The sequence below is a fragment of the Dysgonomonas sp. genome, assembly GCF_035323175.1.
In the GTDB taxonomy this organism is placed as follows: domain Bacteria; phylum Bacteroidota; class Bacteroidia; order Bacteroidales; family Dysgonomonadaceae; genus Dysgonomonas.
In genome coordinates this window covers 262,020-277,977 of sequence record NZ_DAOKYH010000003.1, presented here as the reverse complement: position 1 = coordinate 277,977, position 15,958 = coordinate 262,020, and the positions used below count along the sequence as shown (strand labels likewise).

Sequence of the window (15,958 nt, the reverse complement as noted above, 5' to 3'; positions counted from 1 at the left end):
GCAGGATAGCACAAATTCTATAATTATTTTATTTCTATTTGAGCAACTACGACAGAATGGTCTGAAATAAATGTATCGTCCAATTTTTCAGGGAGTACACTGTGTTTAGCTACCTTGATGCCTTTGCTTACAAAAACATAATCGATAAACTCACGTCTTTCCATCGGTACTTTTCCAAATCCGTGGAATGTCCAGTCTGTACCGCTTTTCTCTACTGCAATATCTTTCGAATGGATAAGATGTTTAGGACTATTCACATCTGTAACGTGTTTGATTACATCCGATTCGGGTGTCGCATTAAAGTCTCCCGTCATAATGATAGGCAAACCGTTAGCAAGAGCGTTTGCTCTGCTTAGCAATAAAGTTACACCTTCCTGACGCGCTATTTTACCTACATGATCGAGGTGTGTATTGATAAAGAAAAGTTGTTTTTTGCTGCTTATATCCTCCAGTATAGCCCATGTAGCGATGCGCTCACAAGCTCCATCCCAACCTTTAGACCCCGCCACTTCGGGTGTTTCGCTCAGCCAGAAGTAACCGGATTTTATTTCCTTGAATCTATCCTTCTTATATAATATAGCACTGTATTCTCCCTGTTCGATACCGTCTTCACGACCTACTCCTATCGTATTATATTCGGGTAGGCGAGATTTTAAGTCGTTCAGCTGGTTTACAAGCACCTCTTGTGTTCCTACGATATCAGCATTCTGATTCTTTATCGTCTTTGCCGCAACATCTTTCCTGTACTGCCAGTTGTTCAGGCTGTCGTCAGGATTATCGTAACGAATGTTGAAGCTCATTACATTGAGGTCTACCGGCTTGCTATTACATGAAGTCAATAGTACGATTACAGCAAGAAAATAAAATAACTTTTTCATCTTATCAAGGTTTTTTATTTTATGAATAAATTAGATGCTGGTATATTCTCAAACTTCTCGGATGTTGGTTTTTTCCAACCCCAACTCAGGTGCTCTCCTTCGTAATCCTCAAAGTATTGGAGCTTGTATGTGTGGTGGCCTTTTTTCAGGGCAATTCGGCCGGTGGCAGATATGGCTGCATGCGAACCATCGTTGTCAACTATCTTTATACTATCAACATACAAGACACTACCGTCGTCGGAGGTAGTCATGAATTCATAGACGCCATCTTCTGGTACAAAGATAATACCTGTGAATATAAATGCAAAATGATCTGCTTGTTTTGCTCCGTTTATTGATGGTTCGACTATTATTCCTTTCTCTACGAGAGGCGCCTTCTGTATCTGGTCTACAGCACTGAAATATCCTTCGTAATAATGAAAGTTTGTACCATTCTCTTTGGCCAAGGCTGATACAGGGTTCTTGAATACAGCCTTTGTGGCTTGAATCGTAAATATACGGCTCGGGATAAATCCATCTTTATATGCACGAGCTTTGATCGTTGTAGTTGCCGCTATTGCTATTGGCTCGGAATAGAGTGCTGATTCTTCGGTTGGCTCTTTCCCGTCGAGGGTGTAATAAATTTTCACATCTTTTGTCGCCGAATGCAAATCAACAGTTGTATTGTCGATGAAGAGATCCAGATCTTTTGTTGTATATGGTATCGAAACAATCTTTCCTGTAGTCATCGAATGCGGATAGTCAGATTCTGCTATGCCTCTGGACTTGTTTGGGGTGGATGACAAGTTGAAATCGAGTACCCCTCCTTGCATTAGTTCTTGGTAGGTAATGTAATTAGCAGCTATCTCCTTTCCGTTGAGAGAAACCTTGTTGATATACACATTCTTTTCAGGGTGATTAGCCTTGATAGTCAATGTTTTTCCGTTCGCTAATTTAATTGTTGCTTTTTCAAACAGCGGAGTTGTCAACGAAAATTCATTCGAGCCCGGGCATACAGGGTAAATACCCATACTGCTAAGGATATACCAAGCAGACATCTGCCCGCAATCTTCGTTACCACTGATTCCCTCAGGAGTCGGCTGGTACATCTCGGATAGTATGCGGCGCGTCATAGCCTGGGTTTTCCACGGCTGACCGACATAATTGTATAGGTATGCCATATGATGGCTCGGTTCGTTGCCGTGCGCATATTGCCCTATGAGTCCTGTGATATCCGACATGTGTCCGTCAACTTTCGATTCCACAACAAAGAGGCTATCCAGCTGCGAGGTGAATTCATCTTTCCCCCCGAAGAGCTGTATAAGACCATTTACATCATGCGGTACAAAGAATCGGTATTGCCATGCAGTAGCTTCTGTATATGCACGTCCCGGTTCAAAAGGATTGAAAGGGCTGTCCCAATTTCCGTCCATACGTTTACCTCTAAAAAATTTGGTATGTCCGTCAAATACATTGATGTATGATAGTGCTCTTTCTGTATATACTTTATAATCATCATCTTTCCCTAACTCTTTTGCCATTTGTGCAATACACCAATCGTCGTATGCATATTCGAGAAGGCATGACACTGACTCTCGTTTTATGTTTGAAGGTATAAATCCGTATTTGATATAATAGTCAGAACCTTTTTTGTTTTTATCGGACGAAACCTTCATGGCTTCATAAGCCTTAGCAATATCAAAACCTCGTATTCCTTTCATGTAAGCATCGGCTATTACCGATACCGAGTGGTAGCCGATCATAGTCCCTGTTTCTCCGGCAGATAGCGGCCAGATAGGAAGCTCTCCCGAGGCATCATACATATCGAGGTAAGAGTTGATAATATTATTTACCAATGTAGTATCTGTTAGTGTAATGAGAGGATTCCATGCACGGAATGTATCCCAAATAGAAAATGTAGAATAATATTTCTCTCCCTCAGGCAATATACCAACCTTCATATCATGGCGGCGAAACTGTCCGTTTACGTCGCTCATTATATTGGGTACTACTTTTGAGTGATATATGGCGGTATAGAAGTTTTTCAAATCATGTTCGTTTCCGCCTTCTACAACGATTTCCGATAATGCTTCAGACCAAAGGTTGCGGGCTTGATTGTGTACTACATCAAAGTCGAAATCTTCGACATCGTGGCTCAGGTTTTTTCGTGCATTCTCTTCACTTACAACCGAGAAAGCAACCTTAGCTATAATGGGTGTACCATCCGAAGAACCAAATTTGAGAACGGCTTGCTGATTATTCGTTTTAGGTTTGGCGTCATTGTCCAGAATGGCACCATCGTTAACTAAGTCGAAAGACTGGATATCTTTTGAAAACTGAGCAACGAAGAACACATACTGATTGGTTACCCATCCTTGACTTCTTCTCATTCCCGACACTTCATTGTTTGCCGATTGCCTGATAACGAGCGAGTCGATAACTTCTTCGGCCAACACATGCGCCATGTCTATAATTATGGCTTGGTTTTTATCTTTTTCGAAGGTGTATCGGTGTACACCTGTATATGTTGTAGCTGTCAGTTCAGCTTTAATACCTTCTTCTTTAAATAGAACCGAATAATATCCGGGTGAGGCTTTTTCGTCTTGATGCGAAAAGGCAAGAGGCTCGAAAATATAACCTTTCGATACCGGTTTTATGTCTTTGGTGGTAGGATGGAAAAGCACGTCGCCCAGATCGGCACAGCCTGTTCCACTAAGGTGTGTGTGCGAAAATCCTAAAATAGAAGAATCGCTATAATGATAGCCCGAACATGCATCCCAGTCTCCTGTACGGGTGTCGGGGCTCAACTGTATTGCTCCATACGGAGTGGTAGCTCCGGGATATGTGTGTCCATGAAAACCTGTTCCGATAAATGGGTCTACATAGTCGATAGGGTTTTTAGGTAGATTTGTACAGCTATAAAGTAAAATTGCGACAAATAATGAGTGTATTAATTTCTTCATTAAAATAGATTTTTTAATATTCCGGAGAGATTAATCCCTCCGGAATATTGTAAATAAGGGTATTAATATCCTTTATTTTGTTTCAGATTTTTGCTTTTTGATATTTCATCAGCTGGAATGGCAAATACGTGGTTTTTGTTCGGATCATAAGAGCGAGCTTTCCATACTTGAATCACCGTTTTGGAGGTGATATCCTTTCCATCTGTAGTTGTTTGATAACCATGCAAAGGACTTGCATAGGTTTCTTTAGCATCTCCCCAGCGAACTAAATCTAAATGACGACTAGGCATGAACTCGAACGCTAGTTCGCAACGACGTTGATTTTTTAATTCTGTTTTGGTTGCTGTACTATTCTCTGGTATTCTGGCTCGTTTGCGAATTTGATTGAGAAGGGCTTTCGCTTCTGCATCACCTTCACCGTTTTTCCAAATAAGAGCTTCAGCCTTCATTAATAATACATCAGCATAGCGGATAAGTACCTGCCCTAATCTATTACTTTGATTATCTCCATTTGTACTTACATCTTTTCCAATACAGTCAGCAGCTTCAAATATGGACATAAATTTACGGAAGGTCATACCAGTAGGGCTTGATATATTTGCAGGATTAACAGCCCATGTAATTTTATGACCAATGAATGTGATTTCTTCACCTGGAGACAATATTGTAGATTCGCGACGGACATCATTTGGTTCAAAAGCATCATACAGCTCCTTAGTTGGTTGGAAGTATCCCCATGTATTGTAATACCCAAAACCTCCATTTTGGAAAGACATTCCATGGAATTTAGGCCCCTCTATCTCATTTCCCAATATAGAGAATAAATACTCTTTGCAAAAATTATTCTCTTTTGTAAACAATTTTGCAAAAGGATTAGCTGATCCGTCATCAAATAATTCACGCTTATCTTCCCCTGTTAGAGCCATTATTTTATTACAAAAATCGATTACAGTATCGTAGTATTTTGCATCATACTGGGCTGCATATAGTGCTGCGCGTGCTCCGAAAGCCCAAGCTGCAGCTTTGTGGGGACGCCCATAGTCATTAGAGCTTAATTGAGAGAAGAGAGGGAGCAGATCTCCTGCTTTATATAAGTCATCTATTATCATATCGTAGTTTTCGAGGACAGAAGCAGGACGAGGCTGATCTAAATTATCTAAAGGTGTGTTTTCTGTCATAATAGGAATTCCTCCATTAGTTCCATTGTCGCCATAGTACGGAGATAACCATAGGTAGGCAAATCCTCTATAAAAGTGAGCTTGACCTAGAGCATTACTTTTTAGAGCCTCTGATATATTCATTCCCGGCACATAACGGAATACATCGTTTGTCATAGCTATTAGTTGGTACATACGAGGCCATAATTGTTTTACATCACGGTCGTTGCCTGCTACCATTTCAAAATTTTTAATGGCGTCACCTCCCGAGCTATTACGGCCTGTTACCATGTTATCACTACAATTCTCAAACCACATTATTCCACGGCCCGCTGTACCTTCCCAATATGCATATCTACTGGCAAAAGCATTTATAGCCTGTTTTACATCGTCTTCAGTTTTCCAGAAATTACCAGTTGTTCCTGCTCCATATGGATCGGGTTGAAGAAAGTCGCTACAACTAGCAGTAATGAACATAACTGCTAAAATGATACTTATTCTGCTATATTTTAATATATTCATAATTGTAATTTTTTTTGAAAAATGCTATGTTAGAAATTTACATTTAACCCAAGTCTGAATGATCTGGCAACAGGATAGTTACCTCCATCAAGACCGAAATTGCCAACTTCAGGGTCAAAACCACTGTAGTTTGTAAAAGTTGCTAAATTATCTCCGCTTATATAGAACCGTACGCTACTTTTTGCTAAGCCTAGAGAGGTCATTGTTTTTACGGGTAATGTATATCCCAATGTTATATTTTTGAGGCGTAGGTATGATCCGCTTTCAAGGAAGAAATCAGATACTTTAGAATAGTTCCCGTTACTATCTCCGGCTATAGAAAGGCGAGGAATTCCTGAATTCGGATTATAATTCCATGAATTCAATACATCAGCTAACATATTGTTACCAACATCCCTTCCAGTCATTCCCATCTGTTTGAATCCATTAAAAATTTCCACATTGGATATTCCCTGAAACATAAAACTAAAGTCAAATCCTTTCATATTGAAACCACCACCGAATGAGTAAGTGATTTTAGGTAAATAACTCCCTAGATATTGTTTATCATTATCTGAAATGGTTCCATCATTATTGAAATCTATAAATTTGATATCTCCAGGAACTGCATTAGGTTGTATTTTTTTACCATCTTTTGTATAATTATCTATCTCTGCCTGATTTTGGAAAATACCATCTGTTTTTATTAGATAATAAGAATACCACGGTTCACCAACAGCAGAGCGTAGAGGTTGCATACTATTCATTGTTGTACTGTGTTGTAAGAAAGGTAGATCTCCAAGATCTTTTACTTCGCTTGTTACACTACTAAGATTTCCCCATATGTTAAAGTTTATATCATTTATTGTCTTTCTATATGTAGCAGCAAATTCCCAACCTTTATTTACAACCTTACCTACATTTCCGAAAGGGGCTGTTTCGACCCCAGCGACAGAAGGTACAGCCATATATTCAATCAGGTCTTTTGTCGTTTTGTGAAAGTAGTCAACAGTGATATCTAAAGATTTTTTCAACATTGTAAGATCTAATCCTATACCTGTTTGTTCGGTAGTCTCCCACTTCAGGTTTTTGTTGGATAAAGAACTTGAGTAAACTCCATAATAAACTTGATCAAGGTTTTCTCCGTATATAAGAGGATATTGAACATAAGATAGTGGTACGTCTGAAGAGTATCGAGGTACCAATTTAACGTTACCGACCTGTCCCCAGCTCCCTCTTATCTTTAGCAGATCAATATGTTGCTTTAATCCATGGAAGAACGGTTCGGATGAAATTTTCCATGATGCAGAAAATGCAGGAAATACTCCTGAGTTATTATCTTTATAGAGTTTTGATGTCGCATCGCGACGTATGCTCGCTGTTGCAAAGTACTTGTCGTCAAAAGAGTAGCCGACACGTCCAAACATGGATATCAAAGACTCATCCCATATTGTCTCTTCCGGTTTGTTTTTTGTCCAATTGTTTCCGCTAGGAAAAACCGTAGAATGTTCATCTTCTTTGTCAAAGTCTGTAACTACTGTTCTAGTCCATCTATCATTATCTTTACTCATTGTATACCCACCTAATAAACTGATGTTATGTTTGTCGTTGAATGATTGAGCGTAGGTTGCGGTAGTTTCCCATACCCAGTTTGTATGCCATGAGGTGGATATGCCGCGTGAATTATCGTCAATAATAAGTCCTATTTCAGGTACTCTTGAACTAAAATATTCATACCGATCGGATCTTAGGCCTGCTGTAAAGTCCGATTTGATAGTCAAACGACTAATTGGCTTTATCTCTATGCTAGTAGTTGAATATATTGTTGAAGATGGCCTATTCTGTCTAAGACGTTCAAGTGTTGCTACAGGATTTCTTATTTCTCCATATCCGGAGATACCTGTTGCGGCGGCCCACTTAGGAATAGTGCCTCCGTATAATGGTTTTCCATAACTGTCGTATACAAGTTCTCCATCTTCACTATATTCGTAGATCGTTGCCGAACTAGGGTAAAATACCGATCCTATAAGAACACCTTGATGGCTACTGGTATTTACATCTCCTTGTCCATTTGTATATTGGAATGTTGCACGTTGAGTAGCTTTCATCCATTTTGTTAACTGAAAATCCAAATTCATCTTTGCATTCAGACTTTCTTTATACGTATTTAGAAGAATACCTTCGTTACGATCGTATGAAACAGAAGTTAAAGCTTTAATAATATCAGTACCTCCTGTTATATTCAGATCATAGTGTTGTTGATATGCAGTTCGGAATACTTCATCAAGCCATTTTGTCCGAGTTACATTTCCATAGGGATATATTTGTGGATTAGCAACCGTGGGTAATACCGATGAGCTTCCTGGAGACTTGTCAGCAATGGCTTTAGCCCATACTTGATTATATTGTTCTGCAGAAAGTACATCTGGGATTTTAGATACGTTTTGAATACCTTGGTAAATATTCAAGCTAACTTTTGCTTTGCCGGCCTGCGCTTGTTTTGTTGTGATAATGATCACACCTCCAGATCCGACTGATGCACCATAGATAGCGGCAGAAGCAGCATCCTTTAATACAGTTACAGATTCTACATCTGCCATATTAAAAGGAGCATTCGGTACCCCATCTACAACATATAAGATTCCGTCACCACTGCTTGGATCTCCATCATTACCTCTCGATCCACGTCCACGGATAGAAATAGTTCCGGCTTTTAGAGGATCTCCTCCAGCCGATTGTATAGTAAGACCTGAAACTCTACCTTGCAAAAGTGTATTAAAGTCAGAAGGGCGACTTTTCATAGATTCATCAATCTGTATAGTTGAAACAGCCATTGATAAATCTTGCTTGCGTGCAGATCCATAACCTATAGCTACAACCTCAGATAGTTGATGTACATCCTCTTCTAATAATACGTCTATAGTGCTTCTATTACCTATAGCTATGCTCTGCTGTTTATACCCAAGGAATGAAAATATTAGAGTTGAATTCTCTTTTACGCTTAAAGTATATGCACCATCTATGTCTGTAATTGTACCGTTGGTGGTTCCTTTTTCCACAACAGAAACTCCAATCATTGGTTCGTTGGTTGTAGCATCTTTTATCGTACCTTTAATAGGTTGTGTAGATTGTCTACTATCTGTTGTGTTTTTTGTTCCGGCAACAGATAATATAATCTGATCATCTACTATGGTATAAGTGATGTTCGAATCTTCGAATAGTGAATTTAGTATTTCATTTACCGGTCTGTCTTTTACATTTATCGATACAATCTTATCTGTGTTGATAAGTTTGTCGTTATACATAAAGTGGTAAGAAGACGCTTTTTCTATTTCTTTTAGTACAGAGCGGATAGCTCCTGTTCTATTGATGGAAATGCTGTCTATCCGTTTCGATTGGACGGTGAAGGACATTAAAAATAGCCCTAAAAATAAGAGATATTTGCTTTTCCCTCCTAAAATAAATTTCATTAATGTCATGGTATATTTTTTTTAAGGTTAATGTTGAAAAATACGGGTTCAGATGGAGCAAAAAAATCCAGCCCCCTTAGAAGTAAGTGGTAATGTCTTTTCATAAATTTTCTTGTTTTAAAAAACATCATACAAATGAATATCCTTATTCTTAAGGAATCACTTCGACGATATTAAGTTTTAATTAAAAGGAATAACACATTTTGTTCATACTGGTTCGATTTTAGGTTTTAAATTTTAGATTTAAGTTTCTGAGTTAATATTATTTTTTGTCCTTGTCTTTTCCATTCCAGTTGAGGTGTACTCAATGATAGCATGTTCATTATCTGATATATTGATTCATCTTTGATCGTCGCCGTAAAGCGATATTCTTTCAGGCTCTCATCTTGTATCACAATATCTACGCCATAAACCCTATTCAACTTTTGTACGACTTCCTCGAGTGGCCTATTGTTGAATAATAAAATACCTTGTTCGTAAGCGTCATACTCGTTCGGTGTACTGTTTGATATTGTATATTTTCTATCTGTTTTGTTAAACACCAATCGGGTATCAGGCTTCATTGTTATCGGATGATTTAGCCTTGGCGAATTGAAGTCTACAATACCTCGTTCCAGATATACCTGTATTGTATTATCTGCATCATAATCTCTTACCGAGAACTTAGTCCCGTATGCTTTTACCCTTGTTCCGTCTGCTGTTTCTACATAGAAAGGATTCTTTGGGTTTGATTTCACCTCAAAAGTTCCTTCACCGTCTAAAATAACAAGTCGCTCTTCATCAGAAAACCGATCAGGATATTTGAGTGTTGACCCTGCATACAGGGATACTTTCGACCCGTCGGGTAGAGAGATATTTACTACTTTGGCATTTGTTGCAGCTACTTCGTTATAAACCACAGGGCCTGTCTTGTACTTATCTATCAGCAGGTATGTGAAGCCTAATATCAAAGGAATTGTGATGATTGCAGCCGAATTGGCTAGCCAGCGACGCCAGTTTATTGTTTTCTTTTCCGTCAAAGAGAACGGTATTTCAGGAATCTCTTTGTTTATAGCCAGTGCTTGCGAAGCCTTATACACAAGGTTCCATTGATGGAATATCTTACGAGCTTCGTCAGAAGACGACAAAAAAGACTCAAACTCTACTTTTTCTTCAGAGCTTAGTTCTTTGTTGTGAAACTTGAATATTAACTTTTCAAATTTTTCTTTATCCATAATAGAATTTAGTGGCTTCTATATATAAGACAGATAACTCATAGGTCACCCTATGAAAAAAATTAATTTTTGTTGAAGAAAAGGAAAAGGAGAACGTAAGGCAGGAAATCTTTTAATGATACCGATAATATAATCAGCGATTTATGCATGTATGCTTCTACTGTTTTTATCGAAATATTTTTTCTTTCGGCTATTTCTTTATAAGTAAGATGTTCAAATCGGCTCATTCTGAATACTTCCCTGTATTTTTCGGGAAGTTCATTTATTGCTTTTTCAATCAAATTTTCCAGTTCCTCAACAGAATATAAATCGTCAGAAGTGTAGGGGTCGTACGTATTCAATATATACTGCTCGTATGTCATTTGTGTTTTTTGCTTTTCTATCAAATTGAGGCAGTGATTTCGTGTTGCAGTAAGTAGGTAGGAACGGACAGAGGTATTGATAAATATATTTTTTCGGTCTCTCCACATTTTTAAGAACACATCGTGTATGCAATCTCTAACAGAGTCTTGGTCGGATATGTATCTGTTTGCAAATACGCATAATGGTGCATAAAAAAGATTATATAGCCTGTCGAAGGCATTGTGATCATCTTCTTTTATCAGATCAAACAATCTATCATATGTGTTTTCCCTCTCCATTCGAAAACTGATATATAACAAACATCCTGCAAATGTATGATATATTTTCAGGCTTAAATGTTAATTAAGAAAATAATATGTAAGATTTCCCTTATCTTTATACCTTCCTTATATTCAGAAAATACAAGATTAATCTTTAATCTGTAAATATAGACCTTGAAGTAAAATATTTTAAACATAAAATATTCACCATGAAAAAATTCATTATTTTATTTTCTTCATGTTTGTTATCGTTTAACTGTGGAGCTCAGCAACCAAAAGAACAATCTCTCTTATTGAAAACTCCTGTTCAAGAGCGTCCGGCAGGACAAATAGATGTACTCGAGTTGAGAACCGAACCCTTGCCTGTGGTGCGTGTAGCATTCATCGGTTTAGGCATGCGAGGCCCCGGAGCTGTGAACCGAATGACTTATATTCCGGGAGTGGAGGTTGTTGCATTGTGTGATGTAGAGCAAAAAAATACAGAGAAAGTAAATAAAATGCTACAAGAAAAAGGCCTTCCTAAGGCTCAGGAGTTTTATGGAGACACCTCTGTGTGGCGTAAGGTCACAGCCCTTCCCAATGTAGATCTTGTTTATGTGGCAACAGACTGGTTGTCGCATGCAAAAATAGGTATTCAGGCGATGAAAGACGGCAAGCATGTGGCAATTGAAGTTCCCGCTGCTGTAACAATGGATGAAATATGGGGATTGATCAACACCTCCGAGCAAACCAGAAAGCATTGTATGCAGTTAGAAAATTGCGTATATGATTTCTTCGAACTCACAACCCTAAATATGGTACAGCAAGGATTGTTGGGTGAGGTGATTCATGGCGAAGGTGCTTATATTCATGGATTACAACCATATTGGGATGAGTACTGGAACGACTGGCGCATGGACTTTAATAAAGCTCACCGAGGTGATGTGTATCCCACGCACGGACTTGGACCTGTATGTCAGGCAATGAATATACACCGTGGCGATAAACTGAACTATTTGGTTGCGATGGATACGAAGGCGATAGGCAATCCTGAGTTTTTGAAAAAGAATAGAAATGAAGAAGTAAAAGGCTTTCGCAATGGAGATCATACCACCACTATGATTGGAACAGAGAATGGGAAATCTATATTGATAGAGCATAATGTAACATCACCTCGTCCATACAATCGTATGTATCAGCTTACCGGGACAAAGGGATTTGCGAATAAATATCCGATAGAAGGATATGCATTAGACAGTGAAGAGCTTGACCCTGCATTGACCAAGAATCATGAAAACCTGACGGCTCACAGCTTCGTACCCGAAGATGTGCAAGTGGCATTGATGGAGAAATATAAACACCCTATAGCAAAAGATATAGAAGATCAGGCTAAGAAAGTCGGAGGACACGGAGGAATGGACTTCATAATGGACTATCGTCTCATATATTGTCTTCAAAGGGGGCTTCCGCTCGATATGGATGTGTATGACCTTGCCGAATGGTGCAGCCTGATACCATTAACGGAAATTTCGCTCGACAATAATTCAGCTCCTGTAGAGATTCCCGACTTCACACGTGGGGGGTGGAATAAAATAAAAGGATTGAAATTTGCTCAGTAATCCCCTTCTTAGGGCTTTATAAAAGGATAAAGGAAAAGGAGTTGTCGGTATTCATTTTAGTTGAAAGGGGTAGGGATAAACTTGAAAAAGAATTATTTTAGCAAAAGGGAGTGATCTCTCTATATTCTAAACTTAAATATACTTATGAAAAAAAATTACTTGATTATTTTAGCCGTATTCTGCACGGCTCTGTTTTCAATGACAGTATCAGCCCAGAAGTTATTTAATCTTAAATCTCCGAATGGTAAGCTGGAAGCTGTAATTAATGTAGGTAAAACAATCGATTATTCTGTTTTGCATAACGGCGATCTTATGCTCGACAAGTCTATAATTTCCATGTCACTCAGTGACGGAACTTTCTATGGAAAAGACGCAAAGTTGTCGGGATCATCTACAAAGACCGTAAATCAGACAATTAGTGCTCAGGTATATAAACGTAAGCAAATAAAAGATGATTATAATGAGCTTACGCTCAAATTTAAAGATCACAGTATTCTCTTTAGAGCATACGACGATGGTATTGCTTACCGTTTTGTGTCTGCGTCTAAGAAGCCTTTTGCGGTACAAGGCGAACAGGTTGAGTTTAATTTTCCTACAGACAGTAAAGCTTTTATCAATTATACCAATAAATATGAATCGGCGTCTTTTGAAGAGCAATTCTTTAATTCATTCGAACAACCGTATGTTCATAATCTTTTGTCTGAGTGGAATAAGAAAAGACTTGCCATAAGCCCTTTGGTAGTAGAGGGAGTAAAGGGTAAAAAGGTTTGCATTGTAGAAGCTGACCTTCTTAATTATCCGGGAATGTTCTTATATCCGGGAGATAAAGCCAATATTCTGAAAGGGATTTTTGCACCGTATCCGAAAGATGTAGAACAAGGGGGACACAACAATCTGCAGATGGTTGTAAAATCTCGTGAGAATTTCCTTGCAAAATTTGATGGTGCTACCAATTTCCCTTGGCGTGTGGTAATAGTTTCCGAAAAAGATTCAGATCTGGCAGATAGTGATATGGTGTACAAGCTGGCAACACCGTCTCAGGGTGACTACTCTTGGGTAAAGCCGGGTAAGGTAGCATGGGACTGGTGGAACGATTGGAACCTTTATAATGTAGATTTCAAGACAGGAGTGAACAATCAGACGTATAAATATTATATAGACTTCGCTTCTAAATATGGTATAGAATATGTGATTTTGGATGAGGGATGGGCTGTGAACCTGAAAGCCGATCTGTTTCAGGTTGTTCCCGAAATTAATTTGCCCGAACTTGTCGCTTATGCTAAATCGAAGAATGTAGGTCTTATCCTTTGGGCAGGGTTTCATGCTTTCGATCGTGATATGGAAGCTGTTTGCAAACATTATAGCGAGATGGGAATCAAAGGTTTTAAAGTAGACTTTATGGATAGGGACGATCAGGTTGTAGTTGATTTTCACCGTCGTGGTGCAGAAACCGCTGCTAAATATAAGATGATGTTAGACTATCACGGTACTTACAAGCCTACAGGTTTGCAACGAACATATCCTAATGTGATTAACTTCGAGGGCGTAAATGGATTGGAGCAAATGAAATGGGCAGAAAACCTCGATCAGGTTACCTATGATGTTACTATTCCGTTTATTCGTCAGGTAGCAGGGCCTATGGATTACACGCAAGGTGCTATGCGCAATGCTACAAAGGGGAATTACAGAAGCGTGAATAACGAAGCCATGAGCCAAGGTACACGTTGCCGCCAGCTTGCTGAATATGTTATTTTCGAATCTCCGTTGAATATGCTTTGCGACAGCCCGTCAAACTATATGGCAGAACAGGAGTGTACTGAGTTTATCGCTGCTGTGCCTACCGTTTGGGATAATACAGTTGCTTTGAATGGCGAAATTGCAAAATATGTAGCTATCGCCCGTCAAAAGGGAGATGCATGGTATGTGGGTGCATTGACAAACTGGGATGCTCGTACTATGGAACTGGATTTGTCATTCTTGGGCGAAGGCAACTTCAAAGGAGAAGTGTTTAAAGACGGTATAAACGCCGATCGTGTTGCTAAAGACTACAAAAAGGAAATAATAGATATTCCTGCCGATCGGAAGCTTCCAATATCAATGGCTCCGGGTGGAGGTTATGTTGTAAAAATAACAAAGAAATAAAAATAATTATTCTTCTATTATAAGATAAGAGGCTGTCTCAACTATTTTGTGAGACAGCCTCTTTTATAAAAAAAATAATCACGGCTTTATTTTATATATTGCTCAGCGCCTGATCCAGATCAGCGATGATATCGTCAATGTTTTCGATACCCACAGACAAGCGTAACAACCCCGGAATAGCACCTGCCAAAACTCTTTCTTCGTCCGAAAGTTGTTCGTGAGTTGTAGTTGCAGGATGGATGATCAGAGATTTAGCATCACCTACATTTGCTAAGTGGCTTATTAGTTGGAGTGAATTTATCACTTTGTCGGCATTATCTCCCGATCCTTTTACTTTGAAAGAAAGCACACCACCGGCTCCTTTTTTGAAGTATTTTTTAGCCAATGCGTGGTATGGGCTACTTTCTAGTCCCGGATAGTTTACATACTCTACTTTAGGATGTTTCTCCAACCATTTAGCAACAGCCAATGTGTTTTCCACATGACGTTCTACCCGAAGAGAAAGTGTTTCCAATCCTTGCAAGAGAAGGAATGAGTTGAACGGGCTGATGGTACTACCCCAGTCTCTAAGTCCTTCTACGCGGGCACGTATCGTAAATGCTATATTGCCGAATGGACCATTTGCTCCAAATACATCCCAGAATACGAGTCCGTGATAGCTGTCGGATGGCTCTGTAAATTCAGGGAACTTACCATTGCCCCAGTTAAACTTACCGCTATCTACAATCACCCCGCCAAGAGATGTTCCATGTCCACCTATCCATTTGGTAGCACTTTCTACTACAATGGTAGCCCCGTGTTCTATCGGGCGGAAGAGTGCACCTCCTGCACCGAACGTATTATCTACAATTAGAGGTATTTCGTATTTGTCGGCTACAGCAGCGATAGCTTCAAAATCAGGGATATTCAGATCGGGATTTCCGATTGTCTCCAGATAAAGAGCTTTTGTCCTGTCATCAATAAGCCTTTCGAACGAAGCCGGTTCGTCATCCGGTGTAAAGCGTGCTTCTACTCCCAAACGTTTGAACTGTGACTTGAACTGATTGTGTGTCCCACCATACAGATGTGAAGTAGTGACAAAGTTGTCTCCCTGTGACAGTATATTATTGAGTGCCAAAAATTGAGCGGAGTGTCCTGAAGCTGTTGCCAGTGCAGATGTTCCGCCTTCAAGAGCAGCTATACGTTTTTCAAATACATCTGTAGTCGGATTCATCAGACGAATGTATATATTCCCGAATTTACGAAGTCCAAACAAATCGGCTCCATGTTGTGCGTCATCAAAAGTGTATGACGTTGTTTGATAAATAGGTACAGCACGTGATCGTGTAACCGGATCTACCTCTTGTCCGGCATGTACTTGTAACGTTTCAAATTTATAGTTGCTCATATTTTTTTGTTTTTATAAAATGAGAGTAATTGATTTTAAAATCAAT

Annotated in this window: 9 protein-coding genes; 2 read left to right on the top strand and 7 right to left on the bottom strand. The window is 39.1% G+C overall.

Annotation, left to right across the window (positions count from 1 at the left end; genetic code table 11):
- Positions 1–23: 23 nt before the first annotated feature.
- The 6 genes from PKC55_RS06715 to PKC55_RS06690 all read right to left on the bottom strand — a co-directional run bounded on the left by PKC55_RS06715 (position 24) and on the right by PKC55_RS06690 (position 10,803).
- The gene (locus tag PKC55_RS06715; protein ID WP_291124271.1) at positions 24–878 is read right to left on the bottom strand and encodes an endonuclease/exonuclease/phosphatase family protein; all 855 of its coding nucleotides are present in this window, start codon (positions 876–878) and stop codon (positions 24–26) included.
- A gap of 14 nt (positions 879–892) precedes the next feature.
- A complete protein-coding gene (locus PKC55_RS06710; protein WP_324372385.1) occupies positions 893–3,820 on the bottom strand; it encodes a GH92 family glycosyl hydrolase in 2,928 nt (975 codons plus the stop codon).
- Between the two features lie 62 nt (positions 3,821–3,882).
- The gene (locus PKC55_RS06705; RefSeq protein ID WP_283686604.1) at positions 3,883–5,499 is read right to left on the bottom strand and encodes a RagB/SusD family nutrient uptake outer membrane protein; all 1,617 of its coding nucleotides are present in this window, start codon (positions 5,497–5,499) and stop codon (positions 3,883–3,885) included.
- Positions 5,500–5,528: 29 nt separating this feature from the next.
- Entirely contained in the window at positions 5,529–8,948 is a 3,420-nt protein-coding gene (locus PKC55_RS06700) for a TonB-dependent receptor (RefSeq protein WP_291124278.1), read from the bottom strand.
- 230 nt (positions 8,949–9,178) lie between these two features.
- On the bottom strand, positions 9,179–10,162 hold the full coding sequence (locus tag PKC55_RS06695; RefSeq protein ID WP_291124280.1) for a FecR family protein: 984 nt from the start codon (positions 10,160–10,162) through the stop codon (positions 9,179–9,181).
- A gap of 62 nt (positions 10,163–10,224) precedes the next feature.
- Positions 10,225–10,803 carry an RNA polymerase sigma-70 factor gene (locus PKC55_RS06690; RefSeq protein ID WP_135104489.1) on the bottom strand — a complete coding sequence of 193 codons (579 nt, stop codon included), beginning with the start codon at positions 10,801–10,803 and terminating at the stop codon, positions 10,225–10,227.
- Positions 10,804–10,994: 191 nt separating this feature from the next.
- Here PKC55_RS06690 and PKC55_RS06685 point away from each other — a divergent pair, with 191 nt between their 5' ends.
- Positions 10,995–12,383 (top strand): Gfo/Idh/MocA family protein, encoded by a 1,389-nt coding sequence (locus tag PKC55_RS06685; RefSeq protein WP_291124282.1) that lies wholly within the window; start codon positions 10,995–10,997, stop codon positions 12,381–12,383.
- Positions 12,384–12,527: 144 nt separating this feature from the next.
- The gene (locus PKC55_RS06680; protein WP_291124284.1) at positions 12,528–14,525 is read left to right on the top strand and encodes a retaining alpha-galactosidase; all 1,998 of its coding nucleotides are present in this window, start codon (positions 12,528–12,530) and stop codon (positions 14,523–14,525) included.
- Between the two features lie 91 nt (positions 14,526–14,616).
- Here PKC55_RS06680 and PKC55_RS06675 read toward each other — a convergent pair whose 3' ends face one another.
- Positions 14,617–15,912 carry an O-acetylhomoserine aminocarboxypropyltransferase/cysteine synthase family protein gene (locus tag PKC55_RS06675; RefSeq protein WP_135104492.1) on the bottom strand — a complete coding sequence of 432 codons (1,296 nt, stop codon included), beginning with the start codon at positions 15,910–15,912 and terminating at the stop codon, positions 14,617–14,619.
- Between the last annotated feature and the right edge of the window lie 46 nt (positions 15,913–15,958).

Bases quoted from the DNA above. Each gene is read 5' to 3' on its own strand.
- PKC55_RS06715 (WP_291124271.1), bottom strand. From the start codon at position 878: ATGAAAAAGTTATTTTATTTTCTTGCTGTAATCGTACTATTGACTTCA.
- PKC55_RS06710 (WP_324372385.1), bottom strand. From the start codon at position 3,820: ATGAAGAAATTAATACACTCATTATTTGTCGCAATTTTACTTTATAGC.
- PKC55_RS06705 (WP_283686604.1), bottom strand. From the start codon at position 5,499: ATGAATATATTAAAATATAGCAGAATAAGTATCATTTTAGCAGTTATG.
- PKC55_RS06700 (WP_291124278.1), bottom strand. From the start codon at position 8,948: ATGAAATTTATTTTAGGAGGGAAAAGCAAATATCTCTTATTTTTAGGG.
- PKC55_RS06695 (WP_291124280.1), bottom strand. From the start codon at position 10,162: ATGGATAAAGAAAAATTTGAAAAGTTAATATTCAAGTTTCACAACAAA.
- PKC55_RS06690 (WP_135104489.1), bottom strand. From the start codon at position 10,803: ATGGAGAGGGAAAACACATATGATAGATTGTTTGATCTGATAAAAGAA.
- PKC55_RS06685 (WP_291124282.1), top strand. From the start codon at position 10,995: ATGAAAAAATTCATTATTTTATTTTCTTCATGTTTGTTATCGTTTAAC.
- PKC55_RS06680 (WP_291124284.1), top strand. From the start codon at position 12,528: ATGAAAAAAAATTACTTGATTATTTTAGCCGTATTCTGCACGGCTCTG.
- PKC55_RS06675 (WP_135104492.1), bottom strand. From the start codon at position 15,912: ATGAGCAACTATAAATTTGAAACGTTACAAGTACATGCCGGACAAGAG.